17 protein-coding genes are annotated in these 19,050 nt (G+C 55.6%); all 17 read left to right on the forward strand.

All coding sequences use genetic code 11. The features are described 5' to 3' along the window. Positions 1 to 42: 42 nt before the first annotated feature. The 17 genes from rplJ to rpmC all read left to right on the forward strand — a co-directional run bounded on the left by rplJ (position 43) and on the right by rpmC (position 19,022). Positions 43 to 567, forward strand: coding sequence for a 50S ribosomal protein L10 (rplJ, locus tag PSR63_RS14045; protein ID WP_274334085.1), 525 nt, complete (start codon positions 43 to 45; stop codon positions 565 to 567). A 130-nt stretch (positions 568 to 697) separates the two neighbouring features. Continuing rightward, positions 698 to 1,111, forward strand: a complete 414-nt coding sequence (rplL, locus tag PSR63_RS14050; protein ID WP_274334086.1) for a 50S ribosomal protein L7/L12 — start codon at positions 698 to 700, stop codon at positions 1,109 to 1,111. A 358-nt stretch (positions 1,112 to 1,469) separates the two neighbouring features. Then, positions 1,470 to 5,219: a DNA-directed RNA polymerase subunit beta gene (gene rpoB, locus PSR63_RS14055; RefSeq protein WP_274334087.1), complete on the forward strand. Its 3,750-nt coding sequence runs from the start codon at positions 1,470 to 1,472 to the stop codon at positions 5,217 to 5,219. Between the two features lie 138 nt (positions 5,220 to 5,357). Then, positions 5,358 to 9,806: a DNA-directed RNA polymerase subunit beta' gene (gene rpoC, locus PSR63_RS14060; RefSeq protein WP_274334088.1), complete on the forward strand. Its 4,449-nt coding sequence runs from the start codon at positions 5,358 to 5,360 to the stop codon at positions 9,804 to 9,806. A 290-nt stretch (positions 9,807 to 10,096) separates the two neighbouring features. Continuing rightward, on the forward strand, positions 10,097 to 10,465 hold the full coding sequence (rpsL, locus tag PSR63_RS14065) for a 30S ribosomal protein S12 (protein WP_144976831.1): 369 nt from the start codon (positions 10,097 to 10,099) through the stop codon (positions 10,463 to 10,465). 89 nt (positions 10,466 to 10,554) lie between these two features. After that, positions 10,555 to 11,025 carry a 30S ribosomal protein S7 gene (rpsG, locus tag PSR63_RS14070; RefSeq protein ID WP_274334089.1) on the forward strand — a complete coding sequence of 157 codons (471 nt, stop codon included), beginning with the start codon at positions 10,555 to 10,557 and terminating at the stop codon, positions 11,023 to 11,025. Between the two features lie 179 nt (positions 11,026 to 11,204). Beyond that, entirely contained in the window at positions 11,205 to 13,283 is a 2,079-nt protein-coding gene (fusA, locus tag PSR63_RS14075; protein ID WP_274334090.1) for an elongation factor G, read from the forward strand. 442 nt (positions 13,284 to 13,725) lie between these two features. After that, the gene (gene rpsJ / locus PSR63_RS14080; RefSeq protein WP_105351940.1) at positions 13,726 to 14,043 is read left to right on the forward strand and encodes a 30S ribosomal protein S10; all 318 of its coding nucleotides are present in this window, start codon (positions 13,726 to 13,728) and stop codon (positions 14,041 to 14,043) included. A 146-nt stretch (positions 14,044 to 14,189) separates the two neighbouring features. Next, a complete protein-coding gene (gene rplC, locus PSR63_RS14085; protein WP_338000674.1) occupies positions 14,190 to 14,846 on the forward strand; it encodes a 50S ribosomal protein L3 in 657 nt (218 codons plus the stop codon). 49 nt (positions 14,847 to 14,895) lie between these two features. Further along, on the forward strand, positions 14,896 to 15,528 hold the full coding sequence (gene rplD / locus PSR63_RS14090; RefSeq protein WP_274334092.1) for a 50S ribosomal protein L4: 633 nt from the start codon (positions 14,896 to 14,898) through the stop codon (positions 15,526 to 15,528). A 65-nt stretch (positions 15,529 to 15,593) separates the two neighbouring features. Beyond that, the gene (gene rplW / locus PSR63_RS14095) at positions 15,594 to 15,920 is read left to right on the forward strand and encodes a 50S ribosomal protein L23 (RefSeq protein WP_274334093.1); all 327 of its coding nucleotides are present in this window, start codon (positions 15,594 to 15,596) and stop codon (positions 15,918 to 15,920) included. 55 nt (positions 15,921 to 15,975) lie between these two features. After that, positions 15,976 to 16,836, forward strand: coding sequence for a 50S ribosomal protein L2 (gene rplB / locus PSR63_RS14100; RefSeq protein WP_274334094.1), 861 nt, complete (start codon positions 15,976 to 15,978; stop codon positions 16,834 to 16,836). Positions 16,837 to 16,896: 60 nt separating this feature from the next. Continuing rightward, on the forward strand, positions 16,897 to 17,169 hold the full coding sequence (rpsS, locus tag PSR63_RS14105) for a 30S ribosomal protein S19 (protein ID WP_105351927.1): 273 nt from the start codon (positions 16,897 to 16,899) through the stop codon (positions 17,167 to 17,169). An 86-nt stretch (positions 17,170 to 17,255) separates the two neighbouring features. Beyond that, entirely contained in the window at positions 17,256 to 17,606 is a 351-nt protein-coding gene (gene rplV / locus PSR63_RS14110; protein ID WP_274334095.1) for a 50S ribosomal protein L22, read from the forward strand. Between the two features lie 42 nt (positions 17,607 to 17,648). Then, complete coding sequence (gene rpsC / locus PSR63_RS14115) at positions 17,649 to 18,371, forward strand: 30S ribosomal protein S3 (RefSeq protein WP_105351923.1); 723 nt, start codon at positions 17,649 to 17,651, stop codon at positions 18,369 to 18,371. Then, positions 18,331 to 18,744, forward strand: a complete 414-nt coding sequence (gene rplP, locus PSR63_RS14120; protein ID WP_274334096.1) for a 50S ribosomal protein L16 — start codon at positions 18,331 to 18,333, stop codon at positions 18,742 to 18,744. Before rpsC ends, rplP begins: the two co-directional genes overlap by 41 nt. Before the next feature lie 74 nt (positions 18,745 to 18,818). Beyond that, positions 18,819 to 19,022: a 50S ribosomal protein L29 gene (gene rpmC, locus PSR63_RS14125; RefSeq protein WP_274334097.1), complete on the forward strand. Its 204-nt coding sequence runs from the start codon at positions 18,819 to 18,821 to the stop codon at positions 19,020 to 19,022. The last annotated feature ends 28 nt before the right edge of the window (positions 19,023 to 19,050 follow it).

The following is a 19,050-nucleotide window of genomic DNA, read 5'->3' on the forward strand; positions in this document are numbered from 1 at the left end:
TCAAGCGTTACGCGATAACCCATACGTACAAAGCCCTGAGCCATGAGTAAGTATTTAAAGAAACTGGTGATCACCGACCTGTCCAAGAAATTGGATGGCGTGAACGACCTTCTGGTGGTCGACGTTGTGGGGATGAATGCGGAAAAGACCCATCTGGTCCGCAAGCAACTCCGTGAAAAGGGCCTGAGCCTGATGGTTGTCCGCCGAACGTTGGCAGCCAAGGCATGTGAAGGTACCTCGCTCGCACCTGCCTTTGATAGCATGGAAGGCAGCACTGCCCTGGTTTGGGGTGGCGAAGATTTCGTCGACTTGGCCAAGGAAGTTGTCAAGCTGAACGAAGACGATACGTTTCCGGGATTCACCGCTAAAGGCGGTGTCATGGATGGCGAATCCCTGAACCCCGATTCGGTCAAGGCAATCAGTAAATGGCCCAACCGAGCTGAACAGCTCTCGCTTCTGGTGGGTCAGATCCTGGGACCTGGCCGTACCCTGGCAGCCCAAATCAAGGGGCCAGGTGCCAAGTTGGCCTCGCAGGTCAAGCAAGTTGGCGAAAAGCAAGAAGGCTAATAGCCTTCTCTCGGCAAACGTCCTGGCGGCATTTGCCGAAAGAACGTTTCCATAAACCAAAACATCCGTATTCCCTGGCGCAGGCGGGCCCGTTCCCCTGCAAATAAGTGTTGAAAGGATAAGATCCGAAATGTCCGAAGAAGCAACTGCAACCGTCGAAGTGTCCGAAGAAATCAAGGGTTTGGGCGATCAAATCGCTGGCCTGACCCTGAAGCAAGCCGTTGAGCTGGGCGATTACCTGAAAGACGCTCACGGCATCGAAGCCGCCGCTGGCGGTGGTGTCATGGTGGCCGCAGGTGGCGGTGGTGGCGGTGAAGAAGCTGCTGCCGAAAAGACCGAATTCGACGTCATCATGACCGACTTCGGTGCTCAGAAGATCGGCGTCATCAAGGTCGTCCGTGCGATCACTGGTCTGGGCTTGAAGGAAGCCAAGGACATGGTCGAAACCAAGGACGCCAAGATCAAAGAAGGCGTTTCCAAGGAAGACGCCGAGAAGGCGAAGGAAGAACTGGAAGCCGCTGGTGCCGTTGTCGAAATCAAGTAAGACTGCGGTTATTGGCTGATTTCCTGTTTTCACTCAGACGTTGCCTCCCCTATACTAAAGAGGCAACGTCGCGAGGTGTGATTTTGAAGTCTTCCGGATCTTCTTTTTCTTTTGACAGCATGGATGGGAATCAGGTAAGAGCGCGCGCCTGCACAGGCAGGCGTGCTAGCTTGCGTGGCGCCAGCTGCGCGCTTTCGCCAGTCCGCTTGAATCTGAACCTCTACTGTCCGCCCGTATCACTCATGCTTTCACGCACTCTATTTCGGACTGTTGGCTAGAACCCTGCATAACGTCCGTATTGGATTTGCTACGAAAGTATGTTGTTTTTTGATTTGCCGCCCAAGGAGTCGCGTCGCCTATGGCTACCTCGTCGCAACGACGGCTGGAACCTACTGAAGTTCGTCGGTTTGGAAGTCAATCGATTTACATGGCTCCCCCGGATCTGACGAAGATTCAGACCCTGAGCTATCAAAACTTTCTGCAGGCGGATGTCGAAGCAGAAGAGCGAGATCAAGAGTTGGGCATCGAAAGTGTCCTGCGCGAGATCTTTCCGATCCAAAGCTACGACGGACAGAATCAGCTCGATTACGTCCGTTACGAATTGGGCAAGCCGCGCTACACGCCAGAGGAATGTAAGCAGCTGCGGTTGACCTATGGTCGCCCCTTCCGAATCTGGCTTCGCTTGAACAAAGAGGAGCCAATCGAGGAAGAAGTGTACCTGGGCGATCTGCCCGTCATGCTGGGTGGTGGTGAGTTCATCATCAACGGTGCCGAACGCGTCGTGGTGAGCCAGCTGCACCGCAGCCCTGGTGTCGACTTCGTGTTGGAGCAAGATACGACCTCCGACAAGAAGCTCCCTAGCTGCCGCGTGATTCCGGAGCGTGGAAGCTGGATCGAAGTCAACGTCTCGAAGAAGGACTCGCTGACGGTCCGCATCGACCAGAGCGGTAAGTTCGCGGCTACCACGCTGCTGCGTGCGATGTCGCCTGAATTCAGCAGCGACGCCGATGTAATCCGCGCGTTCTACGAATCGAGCGTCGAAGCCGTCAAAGATGGCCGTAGCGTCTCGAAGATCGAAAACAAGATTGCCGTCGACGATATCATCTATCCCAGCGGAAACGACCGGGCTGGTGAAATCATCCTCGAAGCAGGTCAGAAGATCAGCCGCAACATCGCTGAATTGATCTGCTCGTCCGGCATCGACAAGGTCGAGGTGATGGAACCTCCCAAGACGCAGTTGATTTTCAACGCGTTGGGCGAGGACAACACCTCGAGTCATGAAGAAGCCTTGTTGCGTATCTACCAGCGACTGCGTCCTGGTAACCCGCCACAATTGGAAAAGGCCAAGACCCTTTTCGCCGAAAAGTTCTACGACGAAAACCGCTATCGCCTTGGTCGCGTTGGTCGTTTCCGTATGAACCGAAAGCTTGGTCTCGATATCGACGAAGGTCAACAAACCCTTCGCCCCGAAGACTTGATCGCAGCAATTCGCTACATCCTGAATCTTTCGTCCGGCGATAAGCGGGCCCGCATCGACGATATCGACCACCTCGGTAACCGTCGTCTGCGTACCATCGATGAGCTGGCTTGCGACGAAATGCGAAAGGGCTTCCTCAAGCTGCGTCGTACGGTTCAAGAACGCATGAGCCTGAAGGACGCGGAAGACATGACTCCGCGGAACCTGGTCAATCCAAAGAGCATTTCGGCTGCCATCGAATACTTCTTTGGTCGTGGCGAATTGTCGCAAGTGGTCGACCAGACCAACCCGCTCTCGATGCTCACGCACGAACGTCGCCTGTCGGCCCTCGGCCCAGGCGGTTTGAACCGAAAGCGTGCCGGTTTCGAAGTTCGCGACGTTCACATCTCTCACTATGGTCGTATCTGCCCGATTGAAACGCCGGAAGGTACGAACATCGGTCTGATCTCCAGCCTGGCTCTTTATTCGTCAGTGGACGAGTACGGCTTTTTGATCACGCCGTACCGTAAGATCACCAACGGTAAGATCGCCAAGGGTTTTGTCTGGCTACGTGCCGACGAAGAGTCGGACGCCCTGGTGGCTCCGGCCGATACGCCGACCGACGATGACGATAACCTGCTGGGTGATTTGATCATCGCCCGTTACCGCAGCGACTTCGAAATGGTCGCCCCGACCGAAGTGGACTACATCGACGTGGCTCCTTGCCAGATGGTCGGCGTCTCCGCGGCATTGATTCCGTTCCTCGAGCATGACGATGCTAACCGTGCTTTGATGGGATCTAACATGCAGCGGCAAGCTGTGCCACTGTTGATCGCCGAACCGCCGATCGTCGGCACCGGTGTCGAACGCGACGTGGCTATGAACTCCAGCATGATCATCCGCGCCAAGTACGATGGTGTGGTGACCTACGTCGACGCCCTGAAGGTGGTTGTCGAGCGTAGTGGCGCTGCCGAGCATGCCGAAGACGTTTACGAGTTGCGTAAGTTCGTTGGTCTCAACGAGCGTACCTGCTTGAATCAACATCCTGTCGTGAAGATGGGACAGAAGATTACCGCTGGTGACGTGCTGGCCGATGGTGCCGCGACCCACGGTGGTCAGCTGGCCCTGGGCCGTAACGTGCTGGTCGGCTTCATGTCGTTCGACGGTTACAACTACGAAGACGCGATCATCATCAGCGAAGAGCTGGTGAAGCAAGACGTTTACACTTCGATTCATATTGAAGAGTTCGACGTCGAAATTCGCGAAACAAAGTTGGGTCGCGAAGACTTCACGCGAGACATTCCGAATGTCTCCGAGAAGATGCTCCGCAATCTCGACGAGAGCGGAATCGTTCAGGTTGGTACTTATGTGAAGCCTGGCGACATTCTGGTCGGTAAGGTTTCGCCGAAGAGCAAGACCGAGCTGACACCGGAAGAAAAGCTGCTGCACGCCATCTTTGGTCGTGCCGGTGAAGACGTGAAGAACGATTCGTTGGAAGTTCCTTCCGGCATCGAAGGGATCGTCGTTCAGGCTGAGAAGTTTGCTCGCCGCATGAGCCTCTCGGACGACGAACGAAAGGCCTTCGAGAAGACCTTGAAGGACGCCGAAACCGAAGGCAATAGCGCCATTTCCGAACTCTTCGCCGAGTTTGTTGGCGAAATCGAAAAGATCCTCGGTAAGACGGTGACCGACGAAGACGGTACTCCGCTGACTCGCGACCAGGATGCAAAGTACATCGCGGAACAGGCACAGCAGTTCCGTCTGTACAAGATTCTGGAAAACCTCAAGAGCGACGATCGCATTTCCCAGATCCGTCAGCTGTACGCCGCCAAGTGGCCTGCCATCGAGCTGGCGATCGATCAACGCGATCGCAAGTTGAACAGCATGAAGCGAGGTGATGAACTTCGCAGTGGTGTTCTGCAGATGGTGAAGGTTTACATTGCCACCAAGCGAGTTATCTCGGTGGGTGACAAGATGGCCGGTCGCCACGGTAACAAGGGTGTGATCGCTAAGATTCTGCCGGTCGAAGACATGCCGTTTTTGCCGGACGGCACCCCTATCCAGATCATGCTGAACCCGCTTGGCGTTCCTAGCCGTATGAACGTGGGTCAGATTCTGGAAACCCACCTGGGTTGGGCAGGTGCCAAGCTCGGCTTCCAGGCGATCACTCCAGTGTTCGACGGGGCGAGCGAAGAGATCATTAACGACTGCCTGGAAGAAGCAGGTTTGCCGCGTCACGGGAAGGCACGCCTTCACGATGGACGTACCGGCGAAGCTCTCAACCAGGAAACCACGGTCGGTTACATCTACATGCTGAAGCTACATCACTTGGTGGATGACAAGGTGCACGCTCGAAGCACTGGGCCTTACTCGCTTATTACTCAGCAGCCGCTGGGTGGTAAAGCTCGTTTCGGCGGTCAGCGTTTCGGGGAAATGGAAGTGTGGGCTCTGGAAGCCTACGGTGCCGCCTACATCCTTCAGGAATTGCTCACTGTGAAGAGTGACGACGTCGAAGGACGAACGAAGATCTACGAATCGATGGTCAAAGGTGAAAACACGCTGGAAGCCGGTACGCCCGCCAGCTTTGACGTGTTGACCAACGAAATCCGAGGGCTCGGGTTGAATATGCAGCTGGAAAAACGCCGCTTGTAAATCAAGCGGCCTCCGCTGCGGCGGACTGATGACGGTCAGTCCGCGATTGGCGACCCCGCCGTTGGCGCCTCACCTGGCAGCCAACGGCACCTTCACCAACTCGACCATCCAAGTGGAAATAAATAAGGAGCACGGGCCATGAGTATTCTCGAAAGCTCTTACGACCGAATCAACGATTACACCGCGGTCAAGATCAGCCTTGCACGGCCTCATGACATTCGCAGCTGGTCGTTCGGTGAAGTCAAAAAGCCAGAGACGATCAACTACCGAACCTACCGACCAGAAAAGGACGGCCTTTTCTGCGAACGTATCTTCGGCCCGGAAAAGGACTGGGAATGTGCCTGCGGTAAGTACCGCGGCATGAAGTATAAAGGCATGATCTGCGATCGCTGTGGTGTGAAAATCACGCACAGCCGCGTTCGCCGTAAGCGCATGGGGCATATCGAACTGGCCGCCCCGATCGTGCACATCTGGTTCTTCAAGGCTATGCCTAGCCGCCTGGGTAACCTGCTGGCAATGAAGACCTCGAGCCTGGAAAAGGTGATCTACTTCCAGGACTACGTCGTGATCGATCCAGGCTCCACCGATCTCGAAAAATTCCAGACACTGACCGAAGAAGAATACCGCGGTGCAGTCGAGCAATTCGGTGCTGGCTCGTTTGAAGCCGACATGGGTGCCGAAGCGGTTCGTAAGCTGCTGCAAGGTTTGGACCTGGTCCAACTGTCGATCGATCTGCGTAAAGATCTGGCCGAAACCGGCTCGAAGCAGAAGCGTAAGGATTACATCAACCGCTTGAAGATCGTTGAGTCGATCCGTGACAGCGATAACAAGCCGGAATGGATGATCATGGATGTGATTCCGGTCATTCCTCCGGATCTGCGTCCGCTGGTTCTGTTGGATTCCGGCAACTTTGCCACGTCCGACTTGAACGACCTCTACCGTCGTATCATCAACCGCAACAACCGTCTGCGGAAGTTGGTCGACCTGAACGCTCCGGAAGTCATTATCCGCAACGAAAAGCGTATGCTTCAGCAGTCGGTCGACGCATTGTTCGACAACAACCGCTGCAAGCGTCCGGTTCTCGGTAGCAGCAACCGTCCGCTCAAGTCCTTGACCGACATGATCAAGGGTAAGCAGGGACGTTTCCGTGAAAACCTGCTCGGTAAACGCGTCGACTACTCGGCACGTTCCGTGATCGTGGTTGGTCCTCGGATGAAGCTGCATCAATGCGGTTTGCCTAAGAAGATCGCTCTGGAACTGTACCAGCCGTTCATCATCCGCAAGCTCAAGGTGTTGGGTCACGCCGATACCATCAAGAGCGCAAAGAAGATGCTCGAGCGAAAGGATGAAGAAGTCTGGGACATCTTGGAATCGGTGATCCAGAATCACCCGGTTCTGTTGAATCGTGCCCCGACGCTTCACCGTATGGGTATCCAGGCATTCGAGCCGACCCTGGTGGAAGGTAACGCGATTCACCTTCACCCGCTGGTCTGTAAAGGCTTCAACGCTGACTTCGACGGCGACCAGATGGCCGTTCACCTGCCGCTTTCGATTGAAGCTCAGGTCGAAGCCCATACGCTGATGTTGGCAACCAATAACATTTTCGCTCCGTCCAACGGCAAGCCGATTATGAGCCCGTCGCAGGACGTGGTGATGGGTTGTAACTTTATCACCATCAGCCTGCCAAATCGTCCTGGTGAAGGCATGACCTTCTCCTCGATGGACGAAGCAGACTATGCGTTCGCCCAGGGCATCATCGACCTGCATGCCCTCATCAAGGTTCGTCTCCCCGAAGGTCGCAAGCTCAAGGGCGAGGACGACGAAGAGAGCAGCAGCCGAATCATCGAAACAACCTTCGGTCGCGTCTTGTTCAACGAGATGCTGCCAGCGGGAATGGACTACTACAACCACTCGCTGGGTAGTAGTGAACTGTCCAAGGTGATCTCCGACTGCTACCAGCGTCTGGGTCGTCGTGCAACGATCAACCTGCTGGACGATATGAACCAACTTGGTTTCCGCGAATCGACCCGTAGTGGTCTGTCCTTCGCGACCGACGACCTTGTGACTCCGGATTCGAAGCACAAGATCATCGGTGAAGCCGAAAAGAAGGTGATCAAGTTTAAGAAGCTGTACGAACGCGGCGTGATCACCGACAAGGAACGTGTGAACCAGGTTCTCGACGCTTGGACTCATGCTCGTGAGCAGATTACTGCCGAGATGATGACCGAGATGAAGAACGACGATCGTGGCGGTCATGGTTACATCAACCCGGTGTACTTGATGGCCGACTCGGGTGCTCGTGGTGGTACCGAACAGATTCGTCAGCTGGCTGGTATGCGTGGTCTGATGGCTAAGCCGTCGGGCGAAATTATCGAAACGCCGATTAAGTCGAACTTCCGTGAAGGTCTGACGGTGCTCGAGTACTTCTCCTCGACGCACGGTGCCCGTAAGGGTCTGGCCGATACGGCGTTGAAGACGGCTGACTCGGGTTACCTGACACGTAAGCTGGCCGACGTCGCCCAAAACGTAGTGATCACGGCCGAAGACTGCGGTACGACCCAAGGTATTACCAAGGGTGTTATTTACCGCGGTGAAAAGGTGGAAGTCTCGCTGGCAGACGCGATCAAAGGCCGTGTCAGCCGCCAGAGCATCGTGAACCCGATCACCGACGAGGTGATCGTTCGCGAAAACGAGATGATCACGCCTGATACGGCTCGCAAGATCGAGAAAATGGGCCTGGAACGTATTCAGGTTCGTAGTCCAATGACCTGCGACAATGGTCTGGGTTGCTGCAAGGCTTGCTACGGCATGGACATGTCGACCGGCGATCAGGTCGAAGAAGGCATGGCCGTCGGTATCATCGCTGCTCAGTCGATTGGTGAACCTGGCACGCAGCTTACGATGCGTACCTTCCACATCGGTGGTGTGGCCGTTACCGATACCGAAGAGCACGAAAAGAAAACCAAGCGTGGTGGTTTCGTCAAGTTTACCCGTATGCGTACGGCGACAAACGACGAAGGCAAGGACATCGTGCTCACCCGTAACGGTGAAATCACGATCGTCGATGCCAAGGGTCGTGAAATCGAAAGCTACGACGTACCGACCGGTGCTACCCTGGAAGTCAAGGAAAACAGCGAAGTGAAGACCGGTCAGGTTCTTTGCTCGTGGAATCCTTACTCGATTCCGATCGTTGCCGAAGTCGGCGGTCGCGTCCGTTACGAGGACGTCGTCGAAGGCGAAACGATGATCATCGAGCACGACTCCACCGGGACGACTCGTCGCATGATTACCGAGCACAAGGGCGACTTCCATCCGCAGCTGGTGATTGAAGACGAAGACGGTAAGCCGCTCGACGTTTACTACCTGCCGGAAAAGGCGATCATCGATGCCGAAGAAGGTGCCAAGGTTTCGGCCGGTACCACGGTTGCCAGTACGCCTCGTGAATCGGGCGGTGTTAAGGACATTACTGGTGGTCTGCCGCGTGTTACCGAGATCTTCGAGGCTCGAAAGCCTAAGGATCCAGCGGTGATGGCAGAAATCGACGGTGTCGTCGAAATCCTTTCCGAGAAGAAGCGTGGCAAGCGTACGATCATCGTCCGCAGCGAGTCAGGCATCGAACGCGAGCATTTGGTTCCTCACGGTAAGCGATTCCTGGTCCACACCGGTGACTATGTCAAAGCGGGTCAGTCGCTGATCGACGGACCGCTCGTTCCTCACGACATCCTGCGAATTTCCGGCGAGGAAGCCGTTCAGCAGTACCTGCTGCACGAAATCCAAGGCGTCTATCGCAGCCAGCGTGTGGAAATCAACGACAAGCACATCGAAATCATCGTCGCACGCATGCTGCGTAAGGTGATGGTCGACTCGGCTGGCGACACCAGTTTGCTGCCTGGCTTGGTGATGGACAAGTTCGACTTCCGTCGAGCCAACGATCAGCTTTCTCGCTGCCTGAAGATCAGCGGTACCGGTGACTCGCAGCAGTTCACCGAAGGGATGATCGTGCCGAAGGAAGCGTTAGAACAGGAAAACGGTCAGATCGAATCGCTCGGTGGCAATCCCGCCAAGGGAACCAAGCCTGCCGCGGCGAGTGCATCGACCCAGCTCTTGGGGATCACCAAGGCTGCCGTTCAGAGTTCCAGCTTTATCTCGGCGGCGTCCTTCCAGGAAACGACCAAGGTTCTCACCGAGGCCGCCCTGGCAGGCAAGGTCGACGAACTGATCGGCCTGAAGGAGAACGTGATCTTGGGTCACTTGATTCCGGCCGGTACCGGTTTCCGCACCTTCCAGGATTCGGAAGTCCGCATCAATCCAGAAGCGTTGGCCGAACTGGCATCGCGAACTCGCGAACGCACGCTGGAAGAGAGCTTCCCGCTTCTGCAAGATGGCGGCGAGCAACCGCAGCCAGGTCAGGGACCTGCCGCGATCTCCGAGATGGCTCCGGCTCCTGGTTTGGAAAGCCTGCTGGGTGGTGGCGGACCGATTCCTGCTACCGAAGGCCCGACCTACGGCGAGCAGCCACCGCAACTGCCTCCGATGCCGCCACAAGATGGTGGTGAAGGCTTTGACCCGAATCGGGACGAACTGTAAATCAAAGCGTTTGGGCAAGTTAGAAGGCCCGAAGCGTAGTGCAAGTTAAAGTGCCATGGCCACGTCCGCGTGGCCATGTGCCGTTCCTGTCCTTCTTCCCTTCAGGGAAAACGAGGGGAACCAGCGATTGTTGAATCACGTTTTCCCGTCAGATCTTCATTACGGGTTGACAGTCGTCGGCAATCGGATAATTTAAAGGGCTTCCCATAATCCGTGGGAAGCGACAGTAAGCAAACAGAAATTCGGCCGCCCCCTGAATCGCGGCCCTATGGAAAAAGCAACGGCGACCTATGCCCACCATCAATCAGCTCGTTCGTAAGCCGCGAAAAAAGAAGCGTAAGTTCTCCAAGTCCCCCGTTTTGGAGAAGTGCCCGCAGAAGCGTGGTGTGTGTTTGCAGGTCCGCACGATGACCCCTAAGAAGCCGAACTCGGCTCTTCGGAAGATCGCTCGTGTGCGTCTGTCGAACCAGAAGGAAGTCACCGTTTACATCCCAGGCGAAGGTCACAGCTTGCAGGAACACTCGATCGTGCTCGTGCGTGGCGGTCGTGTCCGCGACCTTCCGGGTGTGCGTTACCAAGTCGTCCGTGGTGCCCTCGATGCGTTGGGCGTTAACGGTCGTAAGCAATCCCGCAGCCGTTACGGTGCTAAGCGGAGCTAGTCGGGACGTGTTTGGGCTGCTGTCCCAGGCGTCACGCAATTAAGAGTCATCCCACAAACCAAGCCATAGCGAATAGTTAGTTACCAACGATGGGTAAGATTACCGCCAGCCGAGAAACGTTGAAGCCAGATCCACGTTACAAGTCGATCTTGGCCAGCAAGTTCATCAATTGCCTGATGTTGGATGGCAAGAAGACGACCGCTCAGGAAGTTTTCTACGGTGCCATGGATGAACTCAAGAAGCGTGTTCCAGGCGAAGAACCGATTGACGTCTTCACCCAGGCTGTCGAGAACGTCAAGCCGCACATCGAAGTTCGCTCGAAGCGAGTCGGTGGTGCCGCTTACCAGGTTCCAATGCAGGTTAACCGCACTCGTCAGCAATCGCTGGCTATTCGTTGGCTGTTGTCCGCGGTTCGCGAAAAGAAGGGTCGTCCGGCCCACTTGAAGCTGGCTGACGAGCTGTTCGCTGCGTACAACCGCGAAGGTTCCGCCTACACGAAACGTGAAAACGTTCACCGTATGGCTGACGCGAATAAGGCATTCGCTCACTTCGCCTGGTAAGAATACAAAGCAAAAGCCGTGCTTCTTCAAAAGTGCGGCTTTTTTTATGCGCTGACCGAAGCACCTGTCCGGTTTCCAGGCATAGTCGACGGAATAAGAAATCGGCAGAATAGATACTTCCCTTTGCCGTTCACCGAGAAGCAAGAAAGGTCCAGTCGAAAGCGGCTGGCATCAGAGTCATGGAACGTAAACTTGAAGACATCCGCAATATTGGGGTGATTGCCCACATCGACGCCGGTAAGACGACGGTGACTGAGCGGATGCTCTATTACAGCGGTACGTCGCATAAGGTCGGCGAGGTCGATAAGGGGACGACGCAGACCGACTTTGATCCCGAGGAAGCGGAGCGCGGTATCACGATTTACTCGGCGTGTGTAACGTTTCCCTGGAAAAACTACACGATCAACCTCATCGATACGCCGGGGCACGTAGACTTTACGGCCGAGGTCGAACGCTGTCTGCGCGTGCTCGACGGCGGCGTGGTTGTTTTCAGTGCTCGCGAAGGTGTCGAGGCCCAGAGTGAAACTGTCTGGCGTCAGGCCGACCGATATAAGGTGCCGCGTGTCGCGTTCATCAACAAGATGGACCGCGAAGGGGCCGACTTCTACTCGGTGCTGCAGGAGATCGAAAAACGGCTTAAAGCGAATCCGGTTCCGATTCAAATCCCGGTCGGTGCCGGTCCGCCGCATGTTGCGGATGCATTTCAAGGTGTGATCGATCTTATCGAAATGAAGATGCTTCATTTTGGTGAGGGCGATGAGGACCGGACGGTTGATGTGCTCGACATCCCCGAAGAGTACGTCGAAAAGGCCCAGCAGTGGCGCGACAACTTGCTCGAGAAACTGTACGACCTCAGCAACGAACTGATGGAGCTGAGTCTCTCGGAAGAGCCGATTCCGCCAGAGCTGATTCGCCAAGTGCTGCGGCAAGGGACGCTCGCCCGCGAGTTACAGCCGGTGATGTGCGGTTCGGCGTTGGACGGTATCGGAGTGCAGCCGATTCTCGACGCGGTGACTTTCTATCTGCCGAGTCCTAAGGATGTTCCCGCTGTGGTCGGAACGAATCCGGCGAAGAAGAATCAGGCCGAGAAGCGTGAGCCTGATCCGAAGGAGCCGTTCTGTGGGCTCGTCTTCAAGGTGTTGCCTGCCAAGCACGGCGATATGACCTGGGTTCGCGTCTATTCCGGCGAACTGAAGCCGAACTCGCGTCTGTTGAACCCGGGTCGCGATGTGAAAGAGAACTGCGCCCAGTTGTGGCACATCCAGGCCTCCAAGAAGGAGCAGGTCGATCACGTTGGTACTGGGGATATCGTTGGCATTATTGGTCTGCGTCACTCGGTCACTGGCGATACCCTATGCGATACGCGAAGCCCGATTCTGCTCGAGTCGATCAAGTTTCCAGAGACCGTGATCGGCATGGCGATTGAGCCTGAGTCGTCGGCCGATCGTGACAAGCTCTCTGAAACGTTGGCGATGATGCGTCGTCAGGATCCAACGTTCGCCGCGGACGAAAACAAAGATACCGGGCAGACGATCATTAGCGGGATGGGCGAGCTTCATCTCGAAGTGATTCGCCATCGCTTGCTACGCGATTTCAAGCTGAACGTGAAGGTCCATAAGCCGCGCGTGAGTTATCGCGAAACGATCGGCAAAACAGCCAAGGTGACCGGCGAGTGCCATCGGATTATTCAGGGGCAACAGTTGTTCGCGAAAGTGACGATCCAGGTCGAGCACGCCCCGAATCAGCAGCAGCCGGTAATGGTAATTACCAAGGTTCCGCCAGAGCGTGTTCCGTATCACCTGGTCGAGGCTGCCGTCGAAGAGCTGCACAGCCGGGCCGTCGGTGGCGGTATCATTGGCGGATTTCCACTGGCGGATATCAAGATTACGGTGCTCGACGCGGAAGCGGCAGAAGTGGGATCGACCGACACCGCCTTTGCGATTGCCGCTGGCGACGCGTTTGAAAAGGGGCTGGAGGCTGCAGTGCCGACCTTGCTCGAGCCAATCATGAAGCTGACGATCACGACTCCTGAGGACTACATGGGGGATTTTGTCGGTGACATCATGAAGCGTCGCGGCGAGATCGCTAAGACCGAGAACCGCTCAGGCGATGCAATCATCGAGGCCCATGCCCCGCTGGCCGAGCTATTCGGTTATTCCAGCGCGATGCGAAGCCTGAGTCAGGGGCGAGCTTCCAGCAGCATGGAGCCGCTGAAATACGCAGCCGCCCCACCAGAACTGATCAAGCAGTTTATGTAGTCTGCGGGGTTTGGGTGGGCTGCTCGGGGCATTATTGTTCGCAGCGTTTTGATCGCCAAGGCTCCCCGCTTGTGGTCCTCATTCGGATTCGAATTGCCTGAAGTCGGCCCAGGCTTGGCGAATCGCCTGATCATTTATGGCGATTCTTTGCCACTGGCCTGCAAAACAAAGCGATGCGAACCGAAGATTCGACAGGTTGTTCCACTTTTCGCCCTCCGCGGCGACCCGCGAAAAATGCTGTTTTCCGCCTGAAAACCGGGGTTTTTTCGCCATTCGAGACGAGCATTCGAAAAAGGTTCGAAAACCAAACCGGAGCCCATTGACGAAAGCGGTTTGGATTTTTAATATCATCTGTTTCCCAGTTAGCTCAAAGAGCGACTAGGGAGCGAAAAGAAAATTACATCCCCGGGTTTCCGGGAAGCAGTTCATAGGGATCACGCACGTGGCGAAAGAAATTATTCGCATTCGGATGGAAGCTTACGATCACTCGATCTTGGATCAGAGTGCTCTCGACATCGTCGACACGGCGAAGCGGACCCATTCGGAAGTGCACGGTCCCATTCCGTTGCCGACCCGTATCGAACGTTACACCGTTCTGTCGGGCCCGCATATCGACAAGAAGGCTCGCCAGCAATTTGAGGTTCGGACGCACAAGCGTCTGATCGATATCGTTCAGGCTACCGCCAAGACGATTGAATCGCTCAACAAGCTGAACCTGCCAGCTGGTGTCGATATCAAGATCAAGGCAACAACTCGATAGTTTACCCACTTAGCTCGTTTTAAAGAGTCTCTGGATGGCTGGAAGCTTCGGGTGGTAATTGGCCGACTAGGCTAATCCATCGAAGCGAGCAACGGACTACAAGGCGACGAATCATGGCAAAAGGCATACTCGGCCGTAAGGTCGGGATGACCCAGGTTTATACAGAATCTGGCGAAGTTATCCCGGTTACGGTTGTACAAGCAGGTCCCTGTCACGTGCTTCAGGTGCGAACCCTGGAACGCGATGGCTACGAGGCAATTCAGCTCGGTTACGACGACAAGCCTCGCCGTTTAGCGATTCGTAGTGAACGTGGTCACGTTGCTCCTCTCTCGAGCAAGCGATCGAAGAAGTTGGCCGCCGCTGGTGGTGAAGCTTCTGCGAAGGCCGGTTGCGAGCCCAAGCGTTTCGTCCGTGAACTTCGTGGTTCGATCGAAGGTGCTGAAGTTGGTCAAGAGATCAGCATCGGCGTTCTCGCTGAAGCAGCCCGTGTCGATGTCATCGCAACTAGCCGCGGTCGTGGTTATGCCGGTGTGATGAAGCGACATAACTTCGCTGGTCAGCGTGCTACCCACGGTGTGAAGAAGGTTCACCGTCACACGGGTGGTACTGGGTGCAGTGCTTATCCAAGCCGTACGTTCAAGGGCCTGAAGATGAGCGGCCAGTACGGTAACGCCAAGGTCACCACTCGTAACTTGAAGGTGGTCAAGGTCGACGAAGAAAACGGCGTGGTTCTGCTCAATGGTGCCGTGCCTGGGCCCAATGGCGGATACGTGATCGTTCGTGAAACAAATATGGTCCGCTAACGGCGTCCTTGAAGCATTAAGTCGCGTCAACGCGTGAAAGAATAGTCCCATGGTCAGTTTGCCCATTTTTGACAAGAGCGGAAAGGAAGTCGGCAAGTACGAACTTGATCCGGCTGAAATCGCTCCGTCGATCAACAAGCAGTTGATGCACGACGCCGTTGTGATGTACCAGGCGAATCTTCGTCAGGGTACACACCGCACCAAGACTCGTGCCGAAGTGGCTGGCTCGACGAAGAAGATGTATCGCCAGAAGGGTACCGGTAACGCACGTGCCGGTTCCAAGCGTAGCGGTGTTCGCCGTGGTGGTGGTCACGTCTTCGCGATCCGCCCTCGCGATTACTCGTACCGACTGAACAAGAAGGCCTTGAAGCTTGCGACCCGTATGGCGATCGCCAGCAAGATCCAAGGCGAGCAGGTGGTTGTCGTTGATGACCTGGCTCAAGACGAAATCAAGACTAAGAGTGTCGCAGGTGCTTTGAAGGCTCTGGGCATTTACGGTCAAAAGGTCGCGATCGCGTTGGAAAAGCACGATCCGGTCTTCTACCGCAGTGCACGTAACATCGAAGGTGTCTCAGTCAGCCCAGTTGCTGAACTGAATGCTTACTCGGTCTTGCGTCCGCGGAAGTTGGTCATCACTAAGGCTGCCCTCGACTCGTTGCGTAGCAGCGATAAGAGCGATTAGTCGCCGCGATCGATTGGCTTTAGCAGTAAATCAATTCAACCTGACATAGTGACAGAGGTGCCAACATGGCACGGCCTTACTACAAACCGAGCGAAGACACCCCGACCCGCACGCTTGATTCGCACCAGGTGATTTTGCGTCCGCTGGTTACCGAAAAGGGTGTTCAGGTTTCGGAAGACTTGAATCAATACACATTCGAGATCGCCCCGGCTGCCACCAAGTTGGATGTCCGTCGTGCGGTTGAAGAGTTGTTCGACGTCAAAGTCGCCAGCGTGAAGACGCAGACACGGAAGGGTAAGGCCCGCCGTTATCGTTTTCGCAACGGAATGACCCGTAACTGGAAGAAGGCCATCGTCACGTTGGCTGATGATCAAAAGATCGACTTCTATTAATCGCGACTGGTCCTCCGCTTAAGACAGCGACCCGTAATAAACTACGAGACGAACCATGGGTATCCGAAAATACAAGCCGACTTCCGCTGGGCGTCGTAACGCCTCGGTCAGCGACTTCAAGGAGTTGACCAAGGGTGCAAAGCCAGAGAAGAACCTTCTCCGGAAGATCACAAAAACCGGCGGTCGTAACAACCAAGGTAAGATCACGACCCGTCACCGTGGCGGTGGTCACAAACGCCGTTACCGTGTGATCGACTTCCGTCGTGCCAAAGATGGCGTGCCGGCAGTGGTTGCTTCGGTGCAGTACGATCCGAACCGCAGTGCTCGTATCGCTCTGTTGAACTACGTGGACGGCGAAAAGCGATACATCCTTGCTCCCGATGGGTTGAAGGCTGGCGACAAGGTTCAAAGCGGTAGCGAAGCATCGCCAACCGTTGGTAACTGCCTGCCGCTGAAGAACATCCCTGCCGGGACTACCGTTCATAATGTCGAGATGACGCCAGGTCGTGGTGGTGCAATGTGCCGATCGGCTGGTAGCTCGGCCACGTTGATGGCCTGTGAAGCCGATTGGGCTCAGCTGTCGCTGCCCAGTGGTGAAATTCGTCGTGTTTCGAGCCGTTGCCGTGCGACCATCGGTCGTGTGAGCAACCCCGATCACGAAAAGGTTTCGCTCGGTAAGGCTGGTCGTAAGCGTTGGTTGGGTCGCCGTCCTCACGTTCGTGGTACCGCGATGAACCCGATCGATCACCCGCACGGTGGTGGTGAAGGTCGTACCAAGGGCGGTCGTCACCCGGTGACGCCACAAGGTAAGCCAACCAAGGGTGGAGCAACGCGTCACCGCAAGAAGGCTTCCAACCGCTCGATCGTTCGTCGCCGTCGTTCGCGTCGTTACGGTGTCCTGAAGTTGTTGAAGTAAGAGCACCCACAGCACTCGGAAAGTTAGGCCGCCAAGCCGCGATCCTAAAGGTTTTCAAAGATGAGCCGATCCCTAAAAAAAGGGCCGTACGTCGACCCGAACGTTTACGAAAAGGTCGCCAAGCAAGAAGAAGCTGGCACCAAGGACCCGATCAAGACCTGGGCACGATCTTGCACGATCATTCCTGAGTTTATCGGTCACACGTTCATGGTCCACAACGGCAAGGCCCACCTGAAGGTTTATGTCACTGAAGACATGATCGGGCACAAGCTCGGCGAATTCGCACCGACGCGAACCTTCCGTGGTCACGGCGCTGATAAGAAGAAGAAATAACGCATACCGATTGGCAAACGCAGCTTGGCTGCCCACGGCTAAGAAGGGCCCTGCCCAACGCCCGTGGTTCGAGGAGTTGATCAACCATGTTCAAAGCGACCCACCGACTGGCACGCATCAGCCCACGCAAGGTGCGCCCGCTAGCCGATTTGGTGCGTGGCAAGCTGGCCGACGAAGCACTCGACATTCTGCGATACCAACCGCAGCGTGGTGCTCGCTTGCTGGAAGAAGTCATTAAGAGTGCCATCGGCAACTCGCAAGATTCCGAACAGAACGAAGGCCGAGCTGCTAATCAGCAAGCCTTGTTCGTCCGCGAAGCTCGCGTCGATGGTGGCCCGATCATTAAGCGATTCCGCCCCCGAGCTCGTGGAAGCGCGTTCCCGATTTTGAAGCGGACCTGTCACATTCACGTCACCCTGGAGGAACTCCAAGGCTAAGGCATCCGATTGGCTGCCCCGTCTTCGAGTCGAGAGACAAGCATGGGACAAAAAGTTAATCCAGTTGCGTTTCGTACCGGCGTCATGGTCGGCTGGAAGAGCAAATGGTTTGCGTCGAAGCGTGATTTTCCAGGCCTACTCCTGGAAGACAAAAAGATCCGGGACTTCATCCTGAAGCATCCTGATCAACGCATTCGCCAGAAGTATCGTAATGCAGGCATCGACAAAGTCGAAATCGAACGGACGCGCGACGAAGTTCGCGTGACGTTGTTCGTCGCCCGACCAGGTCTGATCATCGGTCAGAAGGGTCAGGAAGTCGAAAAGCTGCAGGAAGAACTGCAAAACCTGGTTGGCCGTCGTATCAATCTCAAGATTGAAGAAGTCGGTCGTCCGGAACTGCGAGCCCAGTTGGTTGCCGAGGATATCGCCGACCAGTTGGCCAAGCGTGCCAGCTTCCGTCGCACCATGAAGCGTGCGATCGAAAGCACTATGGAGGCTGGTGCCCGAGGCATCAAAATCCAGATGGCCGGTCGTCTTGGCGGTGCGGAAATGGCTCGCCGCGAAAAGCAAATTGAAGGATCGATTCCGTTGAGCACCCTGCGGGCCAAGATCGATTACGGCTTCACTGAAGCTCGTACGCCGCAGGGACACATCGGGGTCCAGGTCTGGATCAATAACGGTTTTTACGAAGGGGACGACTCCGATGGCTATGATGCCTCGACGAGTGAAGCACCGAAAAAGCCAAAGAAGACGTATAAAAGGTAATGCCACTCGTGGCAATACCGTCGTCCTTGGTGATTACGGACTTCAATCCACACAAGCGGGTCACATTACCGCTCAAACGATCGAAGCGGGTCGTATCGCTGCCCAGCAGTACGTCCGTGGTATCGGTAAGTTGTACATCCGGATCTTCCCCCACAAGTCGGTAACGGCACGTCCGTTGGAGACTCGTATGGGTAAGGGTAAAGGTGAGCCTGATCGTTGGGTCGCCACCGTGAAGCCCGGTACGGTTATGTACGAGCTCAAGGGTGTCACCGAGCAGCAAGCGAAGATTTGTTTCGCTCGTTTGGCTCACAAGATGCCGGTTCGATGTCGCTTCGTGCGTCGTCGCCCGGATTTGGAAACAACCGAGGCTTAGTCCCACGGGGGACCTGGCCCACGATGGTCGGCGGCGAGTAAACCGCAAGCGAAACGTGATTAGGCGATAAGGCAATGAAAGCAAGTGAATTGCGAGAACTGAGCGACGAACAGCTCCAGGCGAACTTGAAGAACGCCATGGATACCTTGTTCCGTTTGCGAGTTCAGTCCCAGACCGAACGTTTGGACGCCCCCAGCGAACTGGCGAAGAATCGCAAGTTGGTGGCTCGGATTAAAACGATTCAAGCCGAGCGATCAGCCGCCGCGGCCAGTACCTAATTCAAGCGAAGTTTAAAGAGAGATTCGG

Origin of the sequence: Bremerella sp. P1 (genome assembly GCF_028748185.1) — a bacterium.
Classification (GTDB): Bacteria; Planctomycetota; Planctomycetia; order Pirellulales; family Pirellulaceae; genus Bremerella.

Bases quoted from the DNA above. Each gene is read 5' to 3' on its own strand.
- rpsS (WP_105351927.1), top strand. From the start codon at position 16,897: ATGAGCCGATCCCTAAAAAAAGGGCCGTACGTCGACCCGAACGTTTAC.
- rpsL (WP_144976831.1), top strand. From the start codon at position 10,097: ATGCCCACCATCAATCAGCTCGTTCGTAAGCCGCGAAAAAAGAAGCGT.
- rplC (WP_338000674.1), top strand. From the start codon at position 14,190: ATGACCCAGGTTTATACAGAATCTGGCGAAGTTATCCCGGTTACGGTT.
- rpoB (WP_274334087.1), top strand. From the start codon at position 1,470: ATGGCTACCTCGTCGCAACGACGGCTGGAACCTACTGAAGTTCGTCGG.
- rplD (WP_274334092.1), top strand. From the start codon at position 14,896: ATGGTCAGTTTGCCCATTTTTGACAAGAGCGGAAAGGAAGTCGGCAAG.
- fusA (WP_274334090.1), top strand. From the start codon at position 11,205: ATGGAACGTAAACTTGAAGACATCCGCAATATTGGGGTGATTGCCCAC.
- rplB (WP_274334094.1), top strand. From the start codon at position 15,976: ATGGGTATCCGAAAATACAAGCCGACTTCCGCTGGGCGTCGTAACGCC.
- rplJ (WP_274334085.1), top strand. From the start codon at position 43: ATGAGTAAGTATTTAAAGAAACTGGTGATCACCGACCTGTCCAAGAAA.
- rpsG (WP_274334089.1), top strand. From the start codon at position 10,555: ATGGGTAAGATTACCGCCAGCCGAGAAACGTTGAAGCCAGATCCACGT.
- rplL (WP_274334086.1), top strand. From the start codon at position 698: ATGTCCGAAGAAGCAACTGCAACCGTCGAAGTGTCCGAAGAAATCAAG.
- rpsC (WP_105351923.1), top strand. From the start codon at position 17,649: ATGGGACAAAAAGTTAATCCAGTTGCGTTTCGTACCGGCGTCATGGTC.
- rplW (WP_274334093.1), top strand. From the start codon at position 15,594: ATGGCACGGCCTTACTACAAACCGAGCGAAGACACCCCGACCCGCACG.
- rpmC (WP_274334097.1), top strand. From the start codon at position 18,819: ATGAAAGCAAGTGAATTGCGAGAACTGAGCGACGAACAGCTCCAGGCG.
- rpoC (WP_274334088.1), top strand. From the start codon at position 5,358: ATGAGTATTCTCGAAAGCTCTTACGACCGAATCAACGATTACACCGCG.
- rplV (WP_274334095.1), top strand. From the start codon at position 17,256: ATGTTCAAAGCGACCCACCGACTGGCACGCATCAGCCCACGCAAGGTG.